Source organism: Nocardioides kongjuensis, assembly GCF_013409625.1.
GTDB lineage: Bacteria > Actinomycetota > Actinomycetes > Propionibacteriales > Nocardioidaceae > Nocardioides > Nocardioides kongjuensis.
This window is the reverse complement of sequence record NZ_JACCBF010000001.1, coordinates 1-17,319: the sequence shown is the minus strand read 5'-3', so window position 1 is coordinate 17,319 and position 17,319 is coordinate 1. Positions and strand designations below refer to the sequence as shown.

21 protein-coding genes are annotated in these 17,319 nt (G+C 72.7%); 9 read left to right on the top strand and 12 right to left on the bottom strand.

The window, feature by feature from the left end; genetic code table 11:
* Positions 1 to 28 precede the first annotated feature (28 nt).
* Entirely contained in the window at positions 29 to 424 is a 396-nt protein-coding gene (locus BJ958_RS00105) for a hypothetical protein (protein ID WP_179724433.1), read from the bottom strand.
* A gap of 50 nt (positions 425 to 474) precedes the next feature.
* On the opposite strand from BJ958_RS00105, the gene BJ958_RS00100 reads away from it, so the two are divergent.
* Both BJ958_RS00100 and BJ958_RS00095 read left to right on the top strand, forming a co-directional pair.
* Positions 475 to 1,242: an inositol monophosphatase family protein gene (locus BJ958_RS00100; protein ID WP_179724432.1), complete on the top strand. Its 768-nt coding sequence runs from the start codon at positions 475 to 477 to the stop codon at positions 1,240 to 1,242.
* 43 nt (positions 1,243 to 1,285) lie between these two features.
* Positions 1,286 to 1,951: an NADPH-dependent F420 reductase gene (locus BJ958_RS00095; protein ID WP_179724431.1), complete on the top strand. Its 666-nt coding sequence runs from the start codon at positions 1,286 to 1,288 to the stop codon at positions 1,949 to 1,951.
* Positions 1,952 to 1,968: 17 nt separating this feature from the next.
* Here the strand turns inward: BJ958_RS00095 and BJ958_RS00090 are convergent, their stop codons facing one another.
* Together BJ958_RS00090 and BJ958_RS00085 are read right to left on the bottom strand one after the other, a co-directional pair.
* Positions 1,969 to 3,462 carry an LCP family protein gene (locus BJ958_RS00090; RefSeq protein WP_343052501.1) on the bottom strand — a complete coding sequence of 498 codons (1,494 nt, stop codon included), beginning with the start codon at positions 3,460 to 3,462 and terminating at the stop codon, positions 1,969 to 1,971.
* A 56-nt stretch (positions 3,463 to 3,518) separates the two neighbouring features.
* A complete protein-coding gene (locus BJ958_RS00085) occupies positions 3,519 to 4,478 on the bottom strand; it encodes a threonine ammonia-lyase (RefSeq protein ID WP_179724430.1) in 960 nt (319 codons plus the stop codon).
* Between the two features lie 86 nt (positions 4,479 to 4,564).
* On the opposite strand from BJ958_RS00085, the gene BJ958_RS00080 reads away from it, so the two are divergent.
* Positions 4,565 to 5,443: a LysR substrate-binding domain-containing protein gene (locus BJ958_RS00080; protein ID WP_179724429.1), complete on the top strand. Its 879-nt coding sequence runs from the start codon at positions 4,565 to 4,567 to the stop codon at positions 5,441 to 5,443.
* Here BJ958_RS00080 and BJ958_RS00075 read toward each other — a convergent pair.
* On the bottom strand, positions 5,440 to 5,946 hold the full coding sequence (locus BJ958_RS00075; protein ID WP_179724426.1) for a hotdog domain-containing protein: 507 nt from the start codon (positions 5,944 to 5,946) through the stop codon (positions 5,440 to 5,442). The two genes, BJ958_RS00080 and BJ958_RS00075, sit on opposite strands and share 4 nt — an antisense overlap.
* Positions 5,947 to 5,969: 23 nt before the next feature.
* On the opposite strand from BJ958_RS00075, the gene BJ958_RS00070 reads away from it, so the two are divergent.
* Positions 5,970 to 7,169 (top strand): LCP family protein, encoded by a 1,200-nt coding sequence (locus tag BJ958_RS00070; protein WP_179724424.1) that lies wholly within the window; start codon positions 5,970 to 5,972, stop codon positions 7,167 to 7,169.
* A 22-nt stretch (positions 7,170 to 7,191) separates the two neighbouring features.
* A complete protein-coding gene (locus tag BJ958_RS00065) occupies positions 7,192 to 8,055 on the top strand; it encodes an enoyl-CoA hydratase-related protein (RefSeq protein WP_179724421.1) in 864 nt (287 codons plus the stop codon).
* A 9-nt stretch (positions 8,056 to 8,064) separates the two neighbouring features.
* Here the strand turns inward: BJ958_RS00065 and BJ958_RS00060 are convergent, their stop codons facing one another.
* Entirely contained in the window at positions 8,065 to 8,208 is a 144-nt protein-coding gene (locus BJ958_RS00060; RefSeq protein ID WP_139622113.1) for a DUF1059 domain-containing protein, read from the bottom strand.
* Positions 8,209 to 8,310: 102 nt separating this feature from the next.
* Between BJ958_RS00060 and BJ958_RS00055 the strand changes: the two genes are divergently transcribed.
* Positions 8,311 to 9,609, top strand: a complete 1,299-nt coding sequence (locus tag BJ958_RS00055) for a glycoside hydrolase family 6 protein (protein WP_179724418.1) — start codon at positions 8,311 to 8,313, stop codon at positions 9,607 to 9,609.
* Between the two features lie 82 nt (positions 9,610 to 9,691).
* Here the strand turns inward: BJ958_RS00055 and BJ958_RS00050 are convergent, their stop codons facing one another.
* From BJ958_RS00050 to BJ958_RS00030, 5 genes are all read right to left on the bottom strand, one after another.
* Positions 9,692 to 10,264, bottom strand: coding sequence for an LPXTG cell wall anchor domain-containing protein (locus BJ958_RS00050; RefSeq protein WP_218865520.1), 573 nt, complete (start codon positions 10,262 to 10,264; stop codon positions 9,692 to 9,694).
* A gap of 93 nt (positions 10,265 to 10,357) precedes the next feature.
* A complete protein-coding gene (locus BJ958_RS00045) occupies positions 10,358 to 11,122 on the bottom strand; it encodes a class E sortase (protein ID WP_179724416.1) in 765 nt (254 codons plus the stop codon).
* A gap of 69 nt (positions 11,123 to 11,191) precedes the next feature.
* Positions 11,192 to 11,713: a hypothetical protein gene (locus BJ958_RS00040; RefSeq protein ID WP_179724414.1), complete on the bottom strand. Its 522-nt coding sequence runs from the start codon at positions 11,711 to 11,713 to the stop codon at positions 11,192 to 11,194.
* Between the two features lie 259 nt (positions 11,714 to 11,972).
* On the bottom strand, positions 11,973 to 12,578 hold the full coding sequence (locus BJ958_RS00035) for a hypothetical protein (protein ID WP_179724412.1): 606 nt from the start codon (positions 12,576 to 12,578) through the stop codon (positions 11,973 to 11,975).
* A 100-nt stretch (positions 12,579 to 12,678) separates the two neighbouring features.
* Entirely contained in the window at positions 12,679 to 13,830 is a 1,152-nt protein-coding gene (locus BJ958_RS00030; RefSeq protein WP_179729886.1) for an acyl-CoA dehydrogenase family protein, read from the bottom strand.
* 88 nt (positions 13,831 to 13,918) lie between these two features.
* Here BJ958_RS00030 and BJ958_RS00025 point away from each other — a divergent pair, with 88 nt between their 5' ends.
* Positions 13,919 to 14,584 carry a TetR family transcriptional regulator gene (locus tag BJ958_RS00025; RefSeq protein ID WP_179724410.1) on the top strand — a complete coding sequence of 222 codons (666 nt, stop codon included), beginning with the start codon at positions 13,919 to 13,921 and terminating at the stop codon, positions 14,582 to 14,584.
* A 35-nt stretch (positions 14,585 to 14,619) separates the two neighbouring features.
* On the top strand, positions 14,620 to 15,039 hold the full coding sequence (locus BJ958_RS00020; RefSeq protein ID WP_273520129.1) for a CoA-binding protein: 420 nt from the start codon (positions 14,620 to 14,622) through the stop codon (positions 15,037 to 15,039).
* A gap of 3 nt (positions 15,040 to 15,042) precedes the next feature.
* Here the strand turns inward: BJ958_RS00020 and purE are convergent, their stop codons facing one another.
* Positions 15,043 to 15,531 (bottom strand): 5-(carboxyamino)imidazole ribonucleotide mutase, encoded by a 489-nt coding sequence (gene purE / locus BJ958_RS00015; protein ID WP_179724408.1) that lies wholly within the window; start codon positions 15,529 to 15,531, stop codon positions 15,043 to 15,045.
* Positions 15,532 to 15,573: 42 nt separating this feature from the next.
* Here purE and BJ958_RS00010 point away from each other — a divergent pair, with 42 nt between their 5' ends.
* Positions 15,574 to 16,113, top strand: a complete 540-nt coding sequence (locus tag BJ958_RS00010) for a hypothetical protein (protein ID WP_179724406.1) — start codon at positions 15,574 to 15,576, stop codon at positions 16,111 to 16,113.
* 3 nt (positions 16,114 to 16,116) lie between these two features.
* Here BJ958_RS00010 and BJ958_RS00005 read toward each other — a convergent pair whose 3' ends face one another.
* Entirely contained in the window at positions 16,117 to 17,295 is a 1,179-nt protein-coding gene (locus BJ958_RS00005; RefSeq protein WP_179724402.1) for a 5-(carboxyamino)imidazole ribonucleotide synthase, read from the bottom strand.
* Positions 17,296 to 17,319 lie beyond the last annotated feature (24 nt).

Sequence of the window (17,319 nt, the reverse complement as noted above, 5' to 3'; positions counted from 1 at the left end):
GGAGGCTGCGCTGGGCTGTACTCCGGACCTAGAGGTCGTCGTCGGTGAGCAGCGCGTCCGGGTCGAGTCGCGGCGGGATCGCCGCGAGCGCGGCCTGGACCAGGGCGGTGCGTGCCTTGACCTCGACCGCCCGGCGCAGCCGCCCCCTGCCGCTGCCGGCAAGACCCTCGACGACCTCGGCGACCTGGCGGTCGTCGTACGTCGGGCGGGTACCGGGGGCGACATCGACGTCGGGCAGGGCGACGAGGACCGGCAGCACCTGGTCGCCGAGCGCGTCGAGCACCTTGAACCGCTGGTAGCGGTCCATCTGCTCCCACGCCGTGTCGACGTCGACGCCGCGCTTGCGCAGGCGCCGGTCGGCGGCCAGCACGACCTTGGCCGCGCCGGCGAGTGCTGCGGTCAGCTCGTGCTCGGTGAAGCGCATGGTCCTACCCAACCTCACCAGGGCGTGTGGTGTCCCGTTACCGTGGCGCTGTGGACACCGCCGCCGTGCTGACCCTGCTCCAGGACGTCGCCGCGGAGGTGATCAACCCCCGGTTCCGCGCGCTCGCCGACGAGCAGGTCACCGAGAAGAATCCCGGCGACCTGGTCACCGTGGCCGACCACGAGTCCGAGGCGCTGATCACCGCGGCCCTGCAGGCGGCCTACCCGGAGGCGCTGGTGCTCGGCGAGGAGGCGATGGCCGCGGACGCCACCTTGCTCGACCGGTTCGCGTCGGCCGACCACGCGTTCACCGTCGACCCGGTCGACGGCACCAAGAACTTCGTGAACGGCTCCCCCGACCACGCGGTGATGGTGGCCGAGGTCCGGGGCGGCGAGGTGACCCGCGGCTGGATCTGGCAGCCCCAGCACGAGGCGTCGTACGTCGCCGAGCGCGGCGCCGGCGCTTGGCGCAACGGCGAGCGGCTCACCGTGGCGAGTGCCGGTGGCGGGGTGCCGTTCCGGACCGCGCGGCGCGCCTGGGTCGGCCAGGAGCTCGGCACGCTCGGCGCCCTGGAGCTCACCTGGGCGTGCTGCGGCGTCGACTACCCGCACCTGATCGCCGGGGACGCCCGGGCACTCGTCTACAGCCGCTCGATGCCGTGGGACCACCTCCCCGGGTCGCTCGTCCTCACCGAGGCCGGCGGCGTGATCGGCCAGCACGACGGCTCCGCGATGCAGCCGCAACGCCTGGCCGGTGGGCTGGTCGCCGCCCCCGACCGGGCGACGTACGACGCCGTGGTGGCGGCGCTCCCGATCTGACCCCCTGACCCCCTGCGCAGCACCCGCCCCCGAGGAGCACTCCATGAACATCGCAGTCCTGGGCACCGGCATGGTCGGTCGGGCGATCGCCGGCCGGCTCGACGAGCTCGGCCACACCGTGGTCGTCGGCACCCGCGACCCCGAGGCGACGCGAGCACGCGACGAGGGCACTGCGTCGTACGCCGCATGGGCCGCCGAGCACCCCCGGATCGGGCTGGCCACCTTCGCCGACGCCGCGGCGGGCGCCGAGGTGGTCGTGTGCGCCACCAACGGCGCCGCCTCCCTCGACGTGCTGGCGCTCGCCGGCGCCGAGCGGCTCGCGGGCAAGGTGCTCCTCGACGTCGCCAATCCCCTCGACTTCTCGCAGGGCATGCCGCCCACGCTGTTCGTCAAGGACACCGACTCGCTCGGCGAGCAGGTCCAGCGGGCCTTCCCCGACGCGCGGGTGGTCAAGACGCTCAACACCCTCAACGCCGACCTGATGGTCCACCCGGAGACCCTGCCGGAGGGGTCGAGCGTGTTCGTCTCGGGCAACGACGCCGACGCCAAGGGCACGGCGACGGCGCTGCTCGAGGAGCTCGGTCACACCGACGTCATCGACCTCGGCGACATCACGACCGCCCGGGGCACCGAGATGATGCTGCCGGTCTGGCTGCGGTTGTACGGCGCGCTCGGCAGCGCGTCGTTCAACTTCAAGATCGTCCGCTGAACCGCTGACGCCCGCGGTCAGCAGGCCGCCGCGACGTCGTCGGTCTCGTTGGCCCGGTAGCCCTGGTTGCGCGATCCGAGCGAGCCGCCGGTGACGGTGCCGGACTGCTGGGCGGGCTGCTCGGTGGCCGGGTCGGTGGCCTGGTCGGTGGTCTGGTCCCCATTGCCACTCTTCGGCTTGCCGGTCTCCGGCGTCGCGCCCTTCCTGGCCGCCTTCGGGTCGCCCTCGGCCCGGTCGATGGCGTTGCGGATCATCTGCTGGACCAGGTCGATGTCGGGGTGCGCGGTGTCGATGCGCGGGGGCACGAGCGAGACCGAGGAGATCTTCTGCGTGCGGGCCCGCAGCGCCAGCTGGACGAAGTCGCTCAGCGCGCCGCCGGGGATGTCGGTCTGGATCATCGCGCTGGACGCCTTGGCGATCTCCTGGAAGTTGGTCAGCGCCTGGGCCGGGCTGACCTGTGAGGCGAGCGCGGAGAACACGCACTTCTGCCGCGCCATCCGCGAGTAGTCGTCGGAGCCCTCACGGGCCCGGGCGTACCAGAGCGCGTCGTGGCCGTTGAGCTTGCGCCTGCCGGGCTCGATGTAGCCGGTGACGTCCTTGCCGAGGCCGCCGACGGGGATTCGCGAGCGGACGTTGAGGGTGACGCCGCCGAACGCGTTGACCAGGCGCTCGAAGCCGCGCATGTTGACCATCACCCAGTAGTTGATGTCGAGGTCGGTGATGCCCTCGATCGCCGAGACGGTGGCGTCGATGCCGGGGTTCTCGGAGTCCTTGAACAGCTGGGTGTGGTCGCCGACCCACGTGCTGACACCGTTGAGGTAGCAGCCGTCGCAGTTGAAGCCCTTGGGGAACTGCTCGGCCATCACGCTGCCCTTGCGGAACGGGAAGTTCTGCATGTTGCGCGGCAGGCCGATCATCACCGTGCGTCCGGTGGTGGCGTCGACGGAGGCGATGGTCATCGAGTCCGTGCGCAGCCCCCAGCGGTCGTTGCCGGAGTCGCCGCCGATCAGCAGGATGTTGTAGCGGCCGTTGTGGGCACTGCCGAGGTCGCCGTCGGCGAACATCGTCAGCCACTCGCGCTGCGCGGCGGCGAGGTGCGCGCCGAAGAGCATGGTGCCGGCGACCGAGAAGCAGAGGATGCCGTTGACGCCGACGACGGCGCGGCGGTGCGGGAGGCGCAGGCTCAGCGGCTGCCCGATCCGCCAGGCATCGACGAAGAGCGCGGCCCAGCCGAGCGCCCCGACGATCAGGTAGAGGCGGATCACCAGCATCACGGTGGGGCTGAAGGCCAGCGTCAGCGCGAAGCCCTTGTCGAACCAGCTCCAGGCGGCGACAGCGAGCAGGGTGGCGAGCGAGAACAGCCAGATCCGCAGCGCGAGCTTGCCGATCGCACGGTTGCCGGCGAGCAGCTGGGCCGAGCCCGGCACCACGAGGGTGAAGGCCATCAGGGTCAGGGCCCGGCGGAACCGCACCCGGGCGGCGCGTTCGTCGACGGGCATCTGCTGAGGCACCCGTCCAGTATCACCAGTCCCACACGCCACTCCGGTGACGACGCGCCGCGGGCGGGTCAGGCAGCAGCGACCGAGCCTGCGAGCCGGGCGATCTCGTCGGCCGAGGCATTGGCACCGGTGCAGACGACCGCCACGGCCCCCTCGACGCCGGTCGCGATCGCGCCGGCCAGCGACGCAGCGCCGGCGCCCTCGGCCAGCGTGTGCGCACAGGTGGCCAGGAGGCGCGCGGCCTCGTCGATCGCGTCGTCGTCGACCAGCACGAAGTCGTCGAGGCGGGCGCGCAGGATCGCCTGGGTCCGGGGATAGCCGGTCGTCGTCGCCAGGCCGGCCGCGCGCGTCGTGGCCGGGGCAGCCTCGATCAGGCCGGTGCGCCACGAGTGCCAGCCGGCGGGGGCTGCCGACGACTGCACGCCGATGACCCGGCAGCCGGGAGCGAGCGCGTCGCGGGCCAGGCAGGCGCCGGCGGCACCGGTGCCACTGCCGATCGGGACGAACAGCGCGTCGAGGGCGGGGGCCTGCCCGAACAGCTCGAGGTACGCCGTCGCGTGGCCCAGCACGATCCGCGGGTCGGTCGGGCACACGAAGGCGGCGCCCGTCTCGGCCGCCAGCGCGCGGGCGTGCTCACCCGCCTCGCCGAGGCTGGCGCCGACGAGCACGACCTCGGCCCCGAGGGCCGCGACCGCGTCGCGCTTGGCCGCCGGGGCGCTGGCCGGCATCACGATCGTGGCGCGGACGCCGGCCAGGCGGGCGCCGTACGCCACCGACTGGGCGTGGTTGCCGGTCGAGCAGGTGACCAGGCCGTGCCGGCGCTCGGCGTCGGTCAGGGTCGCCGAGAGGTGCACGCCGCCGCGGACCTTGAAGGCGCCGGTCGGCTGCACGTTCTCGTGCTTGACCAGCACCGGGCGGCCGAGCGCCTGGTCGAGGAGCGGGTGCGCCTGCAGCGGGGTGACCGGCAGGTGCGCACCGACGACCTCGGCGGCGGCGAGGACGTCGTCGTAGGTGAGGTCGAAGGTCATGGGTCCATCGTCGGCGACCGAACATCCATCGGTCCAATAGTTCCTTTCGACAGGAATGATCGACATGGTCGATCTATGCTGGACCGGTGATCGACCTGCGCCGCCTCGAGGCCCTCGTCGCCGTGCACCGCACCGGCTCGGTGTCGGCGGCCGCGGCCCACCTGCACTACGGGCAGCCGACGATCTCCCACCACCTGCGCCGGCTCGAGGCCGAGACGGGTGCGGTGCTGCTCCAGCGGGTCGGCCGCGGGGTCCGGCTGACGCCGGAGGGCGAGCGCCTGGCCCGCCGCGGCGAGGAGATCCTGGGCCTGCTCGCGCGTGCCGAGGCCGAGCTCGCCGCCGCGACCAGCCTGCAGTCGGGCCGGGTGCGGCTCGCGGCCTTCCCCTCCGGCGCGGCCACCCTGGTCCCCGATGCACTGGCCCTGCTCGCGACCCGGCACCCGGGGATCCAGCTCGACCTGGTCGAGGCCGAGCCGCCCGAGGCCTACGAGCTGCTGCGCGGCGGCGAGATCGACCTGGCCCTCACCTTCGCCTACCCCGACCAGCCCGAGCCCGAGCAGATCACCTCGGTCCCCGTCGTCGACGACCCGCTGCACCTGGTCACGCCCGCCTCGGCCGCGCCGCCCGACGGCGCCGTCGACCTCGCCGGCTACGCCGGGTCGGGCTGGATCACCGGCTGCGAGCGCTGCCGGCGCGAGCTGCTCAGCCTGTGCGCGGACGCCGGCTTCACCCCCGCGATCGCGTTCGCGAGCGACGACTACGTCGCCGTGCAGTCCTTGGTCGCGAGCGGGCTCGGCGTCACCGTGCTGCCCGGGCTGGCCCTGCGTGCCCACCAGAACCGCGACGTCGTACGCCGCCCGCTCGCCGCGCACCGCCGCGTCCAGCTCTCGACGTACGGCGCTCCCCCGCGTCCCGCTGCCGTCGACGCCGTGGCCGCCGCGCTGACCGAGGTGGCAAGGGCCTAGGACCCGGCGCGGATCGCGTCGATCTCCGTGCGTCGCGCGAGCCGGTGGGCCCGGCGCACCTCGGCCTCGTGCATCCGGCGACGGTCCTCGTCGGTCTCCGGCTCGAGCGCCGGGACCGGCCGGCCGTGGCCCGCGCCGTCGACGGCCACGAACACGAAGTAGGCCGAGCCGACGTGCAGCACCTTGCCGGCCGCGTCCCACGGCTCGGTCTCGATCCGGACGCCGATCTCCATCGAGGACCGGCCCACCCAGTTGACCTGGCCGAAGGTCCGGATGATGTCGCCGACCCGGACCGGCTCGAGGAAGGCCATCTCGTCGAGCGCCGCGGTGACGGCCGGGCCCCCGCTGTGCCGCTGCGCCACGACACCCGCCGTGGAGTCGGCCAGCTTGACCACCTCGCCGCCGTGGATGTTGCCCAGCAGGTTGGCCTGCGCCCGCGAGGTCAGCGTGGCCAGCTCGATGCGGGAGTACGACGGCGTGCGTGCCGCGACGATTTCGCTCACGCCGTGACGGTAGCGTCATCGGCATGGCAGGGCGTGGCAACGACACCGGGGGCACCGGCGGCGAGGACTTCGACTGGGTCTACGGGTCCGGCTCGCAGGACGGTCCCCGCGGCTCCTCCGACCCCGAACCCACCCGCCGGATCCCGGTCCAGCGACGACCGGGAGCGACCCCGCCGGGTCCGCCGCCGCCGCCGGTCCGGCTGCCCCCGGCCCAGCAGTACGGCGCCACGCCCGAGCCCGGTGGGCCGCGCCCCTCGGCCCGCCCGCCGAGGCGCGGGCGCTGGACCCGGCCGCGCACCTACGTGCGACTGGTGCTCCTCGTGCTGGTGCTGTGGCTGGCCTTCCTCGTGGCCGTCCCGCTCATCGCGTGGAACAAGGTCGACAAGGTCGACTTCGAGCCCAGCGCCGACCGCCCGGCCGAGCAGCCGGGGACGACGTACCTGCTCGTCGGCAGCGACTCACGCGCGGGCCTGTCCCCGAAGGAGCGCCGCAAGCTCCACACCGGCGACGCCGCCTCCGAGCTGACCGACACCATCCTGCTGCTGCACACCGGCGACGGCCCGACGACGCTGGTGTCGATCCCCCGCGACTCCCCCCTCGAGATCCCCGGGTTCGGGAGGAGCAAGGTCAACTCGGCGTACGCCAAGGGCGGCACGCCGCTGCTCGTCCAGACCCTGGAGAAGGCGACCGGTCTGCGTGTCGACCAGTACGTCGAGATCGGCTTCGGCGGCCTCGTCGGGGTCGTCGACGCCGTCGGCGGCATCGAGATCTGCCCCAAGCAGCGGATCAAGGACAAGGACTCCGGACTCAACGTGAAGAAGGGCTGCCAGGAGGTCGACGGCGCCACCGCGCTGGCCTACTCGCGAGCACGCAAGTACAGCCCGATCTCCGACCTGGCCCGGGTCCAGCAGCAGCGCGAGGTGATCGCGGCGGTCGGCGACAAGGTGCTCTCCCCGTGGTCGGTGCTCAACCCGATCCGCTGGTGGGAGCTCAACGGCGCCGTGCCGGACTTCTTCCGCTTCGGCAAGACGACCGGCCCGGTCGCCGCCGGCAAGTGGGCGCTGGCGATGACCAAGGTCGAGAAGTCGTGCACCGTGCCGCTCGCCCGGGCCGACACCACGTGGGACACCAAGCGCGCGCAGCAGCTCTTCGGCAAGATCGCTGCCGACCGGACCGACGAGATCACCCCCGATCTCTGCACGGCCACCGGCCTCGCCCGCTGACCGCACCCCACCGGAGGACCTCGTGTACGAGACCCTGACCTGGCACGTCGACGACGACGGCATCGCGACGCTGACCCTGCACCGGCCCGACGCGCTCAACGCGTTCGACCTCACCATGGCCCGCGAGCTGCTGCAGGTGTTCACCACCGAAGCCCGCGACGACGCCGTCCGCGCGGTCGTGGTGACCGGCTCCGGGCGTGCGTTCTGCGCCGGCATGGACCTGTCCGCCGACGGCAACGTGTTCGGGCTCGACGAGTCGCTCGCCCCGACGCCCGAGGCCTTCCGGGCGGCGTACGACGAGCCGCCGTACGCGGACGGCGTGCGCGACACCGGCGGCAAGATCACCCTGGCGATCCACGCCCTGCCCAAGCCGGTCATCGCCGCGATCAACGGCCCGGCGGTCGGCATCGGCGCCACCATGACCCTGGCGATGGACCTGCGGCTGGCCTCGACGAAGGCCCGGATCGGGTTCGTCTTCGGCCGACTGGGCATCGTGCCGGAGGCCTGCTCGACCTGGTTCCTGCCGCGCATCGTGGGCATCCAGCAGGCCCTGGAGTGGGTCTACTCGGCCGACATCCTCACTGCCGAGCAGGCCCTGGCGGGCCGGCTGCTGCGCAGCGTCCACGAGCCCGACGAGCTGCTCCCGGCGGCGTACGAGCTGGCACGGTCGTTCGTCACGGACCGCTCCCCCGTCGCGCTCGGCCTGGCCAAGCAGATGCTCTACCGCAACAGCGCGGCCGCCGACCCGCTCGAGGCGCACCTCACCGACTCGCTCGCCATGTTCTGGACGTCGATCGGCGACGGCAAGGAGGGCGTCGCGGCGTTCCTGGACAAGCGCACGCCGAGCTTCAGCGGCAAGGCGTCGCAGCTGCCCCGGATCGTGTGACCCGGCGGGTCACATCGCCATGAAGAGGATCTCCTCGCGGCTGTACTCCCGACCGGGGTGCTCGGCCGCGAGGTGCTCCTGCACCTTCTCGACCAGCTCGTCGTCGGTGTCGGCGCGCAGGGTGGTGTCGCAGGGGCAACGCAGCGAGGGCATCGGGACCTCCGGGAACGGGGAACAGAACGCGTTCCAGTCTAGGGCGACCCGGAGCTCCGGCGACTTCGGCACGAGGCGCCCGTCGGGTTAGCCTCGACGGCGATGCGCAGCCCTGGAGCCCCCGTCCGACGTACCCTCGCGACCCTCGTCGCCGTCCTCGCGACCGTGGCCCTGGCCGGCTGCAACGAGCAGGAGCCCGGCCCCGCGGAGCCCGCGGCCGCCGTACCCACGACCGCACCGCCGACCACGGCCGCTCCCCCGCCGACACCGGCGCCGGAGCCGCCCGCGGCCGAGCAGTCGAAGACGGCGCTGCCCCACGTCCAGCGCACCCAGCGGCCCTACCTCAGGGACAAGGAGGTCTGGCAGAAGGCGCAGCCGGCCCACCTGCAGAACCTGAAGAACCCGCTCGCCGAGCGACGCTGGGGCGTCTACAAGGGCGACCTCGAGCAGACCTGGCGCGCGTACGAGTCCGCCGGCGGGGACACGAAGCGGCTGCTCGGCAAGATCGCGCTGCGCCCCAAGTCGCTGTGGCTCGGCGACTGGAGCGGGTCGCCGGAGCAGATCGGCTCGGTCGTGCGGGAGTACGTCGAGAACGCCTCCGGCGGCGACCCGAAGGTCCTCGTCCAGCTCGCGATCTTCCGGATGGACCCGTGGGAGCACGCCGTCTGCGGCGGTCGTGCCCCGTCCCGCGGCGGTCAGGACACCTACCGGCGCTGGATCGCCAACGCCGCCCGGGCCCTCGGACGCCAGCACACCGCGATCATCCTGCAGCCGGACCTGCCGTTCTGGTGGTGCTCGAACCGCGCGGTGACCAGCTCGCTGATCACCTACGCCGTCAAGACCTTCGCCGCACAGCCCAACACCAGCGTCTACCTCGACGCCGGCGCCGCCGACTGGAGCAGCACCCCGCAGGTCGGCGCGCCCCGCGCCTCCCAGGCCGCCGACCTGCTGATGGCCAACGGCATCGCCGAGGCCCGCGGCTTCGCCCTCAACGCCACCCACTACGTCGGCACCGAGGAGTCCGTCGCCTACGGCGCCGAGCTGGTCCGGATCCTGCGCGCGCGTGGTGTCAAGGGCGTCCACTTCGTCGTCGACACCGCCCAGAACGGCAACGGCATGACCTGGCCTGAGGTCGAGGCCCAGGGCAGCCGGGTCAACGACAACGCCCGCGTCTGCGGCTCGACCTCCGACCGCCGCGGCTGCGTCACCCTCGGCATCCCCCCGACCTCCCGCGTCGGGGACGAGCGCTGGGGCCTGTCGAAGCAGACCAGCCGCGAGGCGAAGCAGTACGTCGACGGCTTCCTCTGGTACGCCCGGCCCTGGCTGTTCATGCAGGCCAACTGGAAGGGCGCCGACCGCGCCATCGGCATGGCCCGCAGCACGGGCTGGTTCGCCCCCTGACCGACCCCGTCGCACGACGGGGTCGGCGCACAGCACACCGGCCGCCCCCGAGGGGACGGCCGGTGGGATGGATCGTGGTGCGTCAGGCGGCAGCCGGGGCGCTGCGGCGGCGGCCGTAGCCGACCCCACCCGCACCCGCGGCGACGAGGCCGGCGCCGAGGACCAGCCAGATCAGGTCCGGGCCACCGGTGTTGGGCAGCGCGCCGCCCTTGTCGCCGCCACCGGCATCGGCAGCGCCGATGCGGAAGCCGGTGGTGTCGGACGACGGCAGGAACCGGGCCGCGTCATCGGGGGTGAGGGCCGCGTGGGCGAGGTAGCCGCCCTTGGGCAGGCGCGGACCCTTGACCCGGATCGGCTTGTCGACGAAGTGCACCGTGGTCGAGAAGACCGGCTTGGCAGCGGCGACCTGGGCCCCACGGGCGGCGTTGCCCCCCGCGGAGACGGTGACCGCGATGTTGCCGGCGGGCGGCGTCGGGTAGTTGGCGCTCGCGCTGACCTCCAGCACGATCGGCTCACCCGGTTCGGCGGTGATGACCTGGATGTGGGTCACGGTCGGGATCTTGACCGTGTAGCCGTCATCCGCACGCGCGGGCGCCGACGGCGCGACAGCGAATGCGGCGGCAAGCGTGGCGAGCGCAGCCAGCTTCTTGAGCACGTGTCCTCCTTGAACTTCCCCATGCAACGACCCGTGGTGTTCAAGGTGACGGGCAGTGCATCGCTCAGCGTAGTGCACATCACCCCTGCCGGGTCAGCCGGCCGCGGACTCGCCTGTGGGCTTCGTCTCAACGAGGTGGCCGAAGACGACCGAGCGGTTGTCGGTGTGGAAGATCTCCGAGCACGTGAGCAGGGTGATCAGGTGGTCCCCCGCGTCGGCGGGCGGCTGGGTGCCGCCGTGAGGGTTCACCGGCTTCGGGTCGAGGACCCAGGTCTGGGTGAACGGGATGACCAGGTCCTGGCCGCCGGTGTCGAGGACGTAGGTGTACGTCGCAGCGCGGGTCTCGACCACCACCTCGTCGCCGGGCTCCAGCGAGGGCAGCTCGGCGAAGGGCTCGCCGTGGGTGACCCGGTGCCCGGCGAGGACGTAGTTGCCGGCAGCACCCGCGTCCGCGGTGTCGGCCATGTGGCCCACCCCTGCAGCGAGCACCTCCTGGCTCGAGCCCTCGAGCACGGGGACCGCGTAGTCCTTGCCGAACTTCGGGATGTGCACGATGGCGGTGGCATTGCCGAAGTCGGTGCGGACGACGTCCTGGCCGTCGCCCCAGCCGGACTGGAGCGCACGGCGTACGTCGTCCTGCCGCTGGCCAGACTGCCAGTTGGTGCCCCAGAACTGCCACGCCACCCAGCCGAGCACGGCGAGACCGGCGACGATCAGGCCGCAACCGGTCCAGAACGAGATCCGGCGGCCCGTCGAGACCGATGCCTTGCCGGACGGGGCGTCAGCGGGGCGAGAGCGCCGTCGTCGTACGCGCTCGGGCGCGACGTCCGTGTCGTCGGGCCGCTCCGTCTGGGTCATGGGGTTCCCTCCTCGCGGGGCCCCACGTCGGACAGCCCCACCCCATCCAACGCGGCGCGGACCTGCGTGTCACGCCCGGCGGCGGCCCCGCTCGACGAGTCCACCACCGGTCGCCACGAGCCCGACCCCGGCGAGGAGGAACCCCAGGTGCGGCCCACCGGTGTTGGGCAGTCCACCGGTGCCGCCCCCACCGGCCTGCTCGGCACCCACGGAGAACGTCACGGCGTCGCGACACCCGGAGAACTTCTTCACATCGTCGGGGACGAAGGTGGCACTCGCCTTGTGCTCGCCCCGGCTCAGCCGCGGACCGAGGACCTCGACGGCCACCCCGTCGTAGCGCACCTTCTTCGAGAAGCTCTTGTCGACCTCGACCGTCACGTTCCCGGTCGGCTGCACGTTGCCGGCCACGCTCACCCGCACCCGTACGACGACGCGGTCGCCGACGACGGTGGCGGGCACGCTGACCCGGCACGACGTCGGCAGCGCCGGCGTGTAGTCGTCCGCGGACGCGGGACTCCCCCACCCGACCAGGGCGAGCAGGAACGCGAGGGGTGCCACGACGGCACTCCCCAGGACCAGGTAACGACGCATCAAGACCCCATCTCCCGAAAGATGAAACACGGACGCTTCGCCCATCGCCCCGGTTGATGGGCGAGCTTGATGGTCAAACGGGCCCCTGTGAGGTTTGTTACGGCCCTCCCGCCGACTTTTTACCCTTCTACACGCGACATCCGGTAACACCTTTGGTAGCCGGGCATTGGCGAGGGGTCACTCCACGTCGGTGACAAGTCGTGACAAGCAGAACGCCCTGCAGCCCGAGCGGGCTGCAGGGCGTTCGTCCTGGCGTGGGTCAGCGAGCGGCCTTGACCGCGACCTTGAGCAGGCCCTGGGCCGGCTCGACGGCCGGAGCCGTGGCGTTCCCGGAGACGGCCGTCACGCTGACGACCTTCTCGCCCTTGCGGGCGAGCAGGGTCTGACCGGCGATGCTGATGCCGCTGATCGACTGGGTGGTGGTCAGGCCGACGCGCTGGTCGGTGCCCTTGAGCTTGAACTTGAACGCGGTCGAGCTGAAGGTGAAGCCCAGAGCCTGCGACTCGCACGCGATGAAGGCGGCAGCCTTCTTCAGGTACGCCTTCGCCTTGGTGGCCGACTTGAAGCGAATGGCCGCAACGGTGACCGACGGGGTGGCGGCAGCCGGGGCGGAGGCGCTGTAGACGGCGGCGGAGGACTTGGCGCCCTTGACCAGCGCGGCCGGGGTGCAGTTGCCCGGCTTCGCCGCGCCGGAGACCACCACCGGCGTGACACCGGCGAGGTGCGGGTAGGCCGCCGCGACCTTGGCGGGGGTGGGGAGCTTCGGGGCCTTCGCGGCCGCCTCGGCGGGACCGACCGTCAGGCCGACCAGGGCGGCAGGGACGATGACGGCGACCAGGGCCTGGCGGAGCCGGCGCATCTGCATGGATTCTCTCCTCGGGTGAGTACGTCGGGCAGGACCGGACGTCCCCCCGAGCCGGGACCTACCCACCCGAGGCAGAGGCACACACAGCCACGCGTGTGACTCAGATCTCGCTCTGCACCCCGGCGAGGAGCTGGCGGGCCATCACGATCCGCTGCACCTGGTTGGTGCCCTCGTAGATCTGGGTGATCTTGGCGTCGCGCATCATCCGCTCGACCGGGTAGTCGCGGGTGTAGCCGTAGCCGCCGAGGACCTGCACCGCGTTGGTGGTGACCTCCATGGCGACGTCCGAGGCGAAGCACTTGGCCGCGGCACCGAAGAAGGTGAGGTCGCTGTCACCACGCTCGGACCGACCGGCGGCGGCGTAGGTCAGCTGGCGGGCGGCCTCGACCTTCATGCCCATGTCGGCGAGCAGGAACTGCAGGCCCTGGAAGTCGGCGATCGCCTTGCCGAACTGCTGGCGCTCCTTGGCGTACTCGAGCGCGTAGTCAAGGGCACCCTGGGCGACGCCGACAGCCTGGGCGGCGATCGTGACCCGGGTGTGGTCCAGGGTCTTCATGGCGTACTCGAAGCCCTTGCCCTCCTCACCGATGATCCGGTCGGCGGGGATCCGGACGTTGTCGAAGTAGACCTCGCGGGTGGGCGAGCCCTTGATGCCGAGCTTCTTCTCCGGGGCACCGAAGGAGACGCCGGCGTCTCCCTTCTCGACGACGAACGCCGAGATCCCCTTGGTCCGGGCGTCGGGGTCGGTGGTGGCGAGCACGGTGTAGAACTCCGACTCCCCCGCATTCGAGATCCAGCGCTTGGTGCCGTTGAGGATCCAGGCGTCGCCGTCGCGGACCGCACGGGTCTTCTGGTTGGCGGCGTCCGAGCCGGCGTCGGGCTCGGACAGGCAGTAGGAGAAGCCCTCTCCGGCCGCGAGCCGGCCGAGGTACTTCTGCTTGAGCTCCTCGGAGCCGCCGATCATGACCGGCAGCGAGCCGAGCTTGTTGACGGCCGGGATCAGGGAGGCCGAGACGTCGGCGCGGGCGATCTCCTCGATGACCAGGACGGTGGCCAGGGCGTCGGCGCCGGCGCCGCCGTACGCCTCGGGGACGTGGGGCGCGTGGAAGTCGGCGGCCCTGAGGGCCTCGGCGGCCTCACGCGGGAAGCGGGCCTGCTCGTCGACCTCGGCCGCGAACGGCGCGACCTTGGCGTCGCAGATCGCGCGCACGGCCTCGCGGATCGCCTGGTGCTCCTCGGACAGGGCGTACATCGGGTAGTCGCTCACGACGGCCTCCTGGTCTCTTTGGTACTCAGTATCGTACTAGTGAGACTCCGTTCCGTCGAGTTAGGGTCAGCCCGTGCCCGCCACCTCCCGCGACCGTCTCGTCGCCGCCGCCTTCGAGCTCTTCGCCGGCCAGGGTTACGACGCCACCACCGTCGACGAGATCGCCACCCGCGCCGGCACCGGCCGGAGCACGTTCTTCCGCCACTTCCCCACGAAGGACGACGTCGTCCTGCCCGACCACGAGGCGCTGCTGGGCCGGGTCGACGAGCGGCTCGCCACGGCCTCGAGCGCGGGACGCGAGGTGGCACTGCGCGAGGCGGCCGGGATCGTGCTGGCCCACTACCTCGACGAGGGCGAGACCGCCCGCACCCGCTACCGGCTGGCCAGCACCGTGCCGGCGATCCGCGACCGCGAGATCGCGAGCGTGCAGCGCTACGTGCGCCTGTTCGGCAAGCACGTCCACCGCTGGCTCGACGCCGAGACCGACGGGTCCCTGCGCGCCGAGCTGGTCGCCTCCGCGGTCGTCATCGGCCACAACCACGTGTTGCGGCAGTGGCTGCGCGGCGAGGTCGACGACGCAGCGACGGCGCAGGCGCTCGTCGACCGGGCCCTGGACCACGCGCTCGCCGTGCTGCGTGGACCCGCGTCCGCGGGCGCGCCCACCATCGTGATCACGAGCGGCGGGCGCGACGTCGAGCAGGTCGTGCGCGAGGTCCGCGACGCCCTCGGCCGGGCGTGAGGGAAGAGCCGGGCCCCGACCCGGGTTGCACCTACGTGACCACGACTTCGCACCTCGACCCCGAGACCATCGACTGGATGCTCGACGAGGCGACCACCTGGGCGGTCGTCGGCCTGTCGGGCAACCCCGACCGCACGGCGTACCGGATCGCGGAGCTGCTGCAGGCGCGCGGCAAGAAGATCGTGCCGATCCACCCGTCGGCGCCGGTGGTGCTCGGCGAGCAGGGCTACGCGACCCTCGCCGACGTCCCGTTCCCGATCGACGTGGTCGACGTGTTCCGTCGCTCCGAGGACGCGGGGCGCTTCGCCGACGAGGCGGTCGCGGTCGGCGCCGGGGGCGTGTGGTTCCAGCTCGGGGTGGTCGACGAGGCCGCCTTCGCGCGGACCCGGGCGGCCGGCGTACCGATGGTCATGGACACCTGCCCGGCCATCGAGTGGCGCAAGCGCGCCCGCTGAGCCCTACTGGTCGCGGACGACCGCGCCCTTCGCCTCGGCCGCGAGCTTCAGCTCGGCCTGGAAGTCGGCCATCCGCCGCTGCAGCGCCGGGTCGGTCGCCGCGAGGATGCGTACGGCGAGCAGGCCGGCGTTGCGCGCGCCGCCGATCGCGACCGTCGCCACCGGCACGCCCGCCGGCATCTGCACGATGGAGAGCAGCGAGTCCATGCCGTCGAGGTACTTCAGCGGCACCGGCACCCCGATCACCGGCAGCGGCGTGACGGCCGCGAGCATGCCCGGCAGGTGGGCCGCGCCGCCAGCGCCGGCGATGATCACCGACAGCCCCCGACCGGCGGCGTCCTGGCCGTAGGCGAGCATCTCGGCCGGCATCCGGTGCGCCGAGACGACGTCGGCCTCGTAGGAGATGCCGAACTCCCGCAGCGCCTCGGCCGCAGCCTTCATCACCGGCCAGTCGGAGTCGGAGCCCATCACGATGCCCACGCGCGCAGTCATGGGGAGAGGTTATCGGCGAGGCCGCTGGGCAGGATCGGGGCCATGTCACGCACGGCTCCGGTGGCGGCCCTCCCGGCTGCGCTCCTCGTCCTCACCTCCTGCTCGGGCACGCCGGAGCCGAGTCTCGAGCCGGGCCTGCTGACCCGGGTCCTGTGCGGGCTGCACCACCAGCAGCGCGACGTCAGCGGGCTCGAGCTCGCCAGCGACGACGACCAGAACGCGCTCTGGCGGGCCCAGGTCGACCTCAGCACCCTCCTCGCGCCGGAGATCACCGAGGGGATCGACCGCGCAGACTTCTCGGTCCGTGACCTGCTGGTCGGCAACGAGCCGGACGAGGAGAACGTCGAGGAGGGCAGGTCGCAGGTCGACCACGCGTGCGCCGACGTCGACGAGGTCGCCCCGGACGCCGCCCTGCTCGCCGGCACCGGCTGCCTGTTCGTGGCGGAGGGCGGCGAGGCGTGGTACCGCGGCCGGGACCTGGTCACGGCGGCCGGGGTCCTCGACGACAGGTACGCCGATCTCGCGGAAGCAGCCGAGGCGGACGACAGCGAGCCGCTGGTCGCCGCCTGCGCCGACCGCTGAGGCCTACTCGCTCTCGTTGCCGAGGTCGCCGCGGAACCACGCGGCGGCGTGGCGACCCCGCTCGAGGCAGTCCTCGAGGTCGTCGCCGTAGACGTTGACGTGGCCGACCTTCCGTCCCGGGCGCAGGTCCTTGCCGTAGAGGTGCACCCGCAGCTGTGGGTCGCGGGCCAGGGCGTGGGGGTAGCCGTCGTAGAGGCGGCCGACATCGGGGTTGTCGCCACCGAGGATGTTGACCATCACCGTCCAGCGGGCGCGCGGGGCGGGCGAGCCGAGGGGCAGGTCGAGGGCGGCGCGCAGGTGGTTCTCGAACTGGCTGGTGACAGCGCCGTCCTGGGTCCAGTGGCCCGTGTTGTGGGGGCGCATGGCGAGCTCGTTGATGTAGACGGCCGGGTGGCCGTCGGCGCCGACCGCCTCGAACAGCTCGACGGCGAGGATGCCGGTGACGTCGAGCTCGCCGGCGATGCGCAGCGCGAGCTCCTGCGCGGAGGTCGCCAGAGCGGGGTCGAGGTCGGGCGCGGGGGCGATCACCTCGCGGCACACGCCGTCGACCTGGAGCGTCGCGACGACCGGGTACGCCGCCGCCTGGCCGCTCGGGGCACGGGCGACGAGGGCGGACAGCTCGCGGCGGAAGTCGACGAGCTCCTCGGCGAGCAGCCGCACGCCTCGGTCCGCGGCGACCGCCAGGGGCTCGACCGCGTCCGCGAGAGTCCGGACGACCCAGACGCCCTTGCCGTCGTACCCGCCGCGGGAGACCTTGAGGACGCACGGCAGGCCGAACGCCTCGACGTCGGCCTCGGTCGCGACGACGGCCCAGCGCGGCTGCGGCGCACCGAGGCGGGTCATCGCCTCGCGCATCACGACCTTGTCCTGGGCGTGGACCAGCGCCTCGGGGCCCGGGTGGGCGATCACGCCGTCGGCGGCGAGGGCGCGCAGGTGCTCGGTCGGGACGTGCTCGTGGTCGAAGGTGACCACCGAGCAACCCTCGGTGACGGTGCGCAGCGTGGCCAGGTCGCGGTAGTCACCGACCATCTGGTCGGGGATGACCTGGGCGGCCGAGACGCCCTCGGCCTCGGCGAGCACGCGGAGCGGTACGCCGAGGGCCACGGCGGGCTGGGCCATCATCCGGGCGAGCTGGCCCCCTCCGATCACGGCGATCCGGGGTGCGGGTTCGGTGGTCGACACGGCCGAACCCTACGCAGTGCGCGC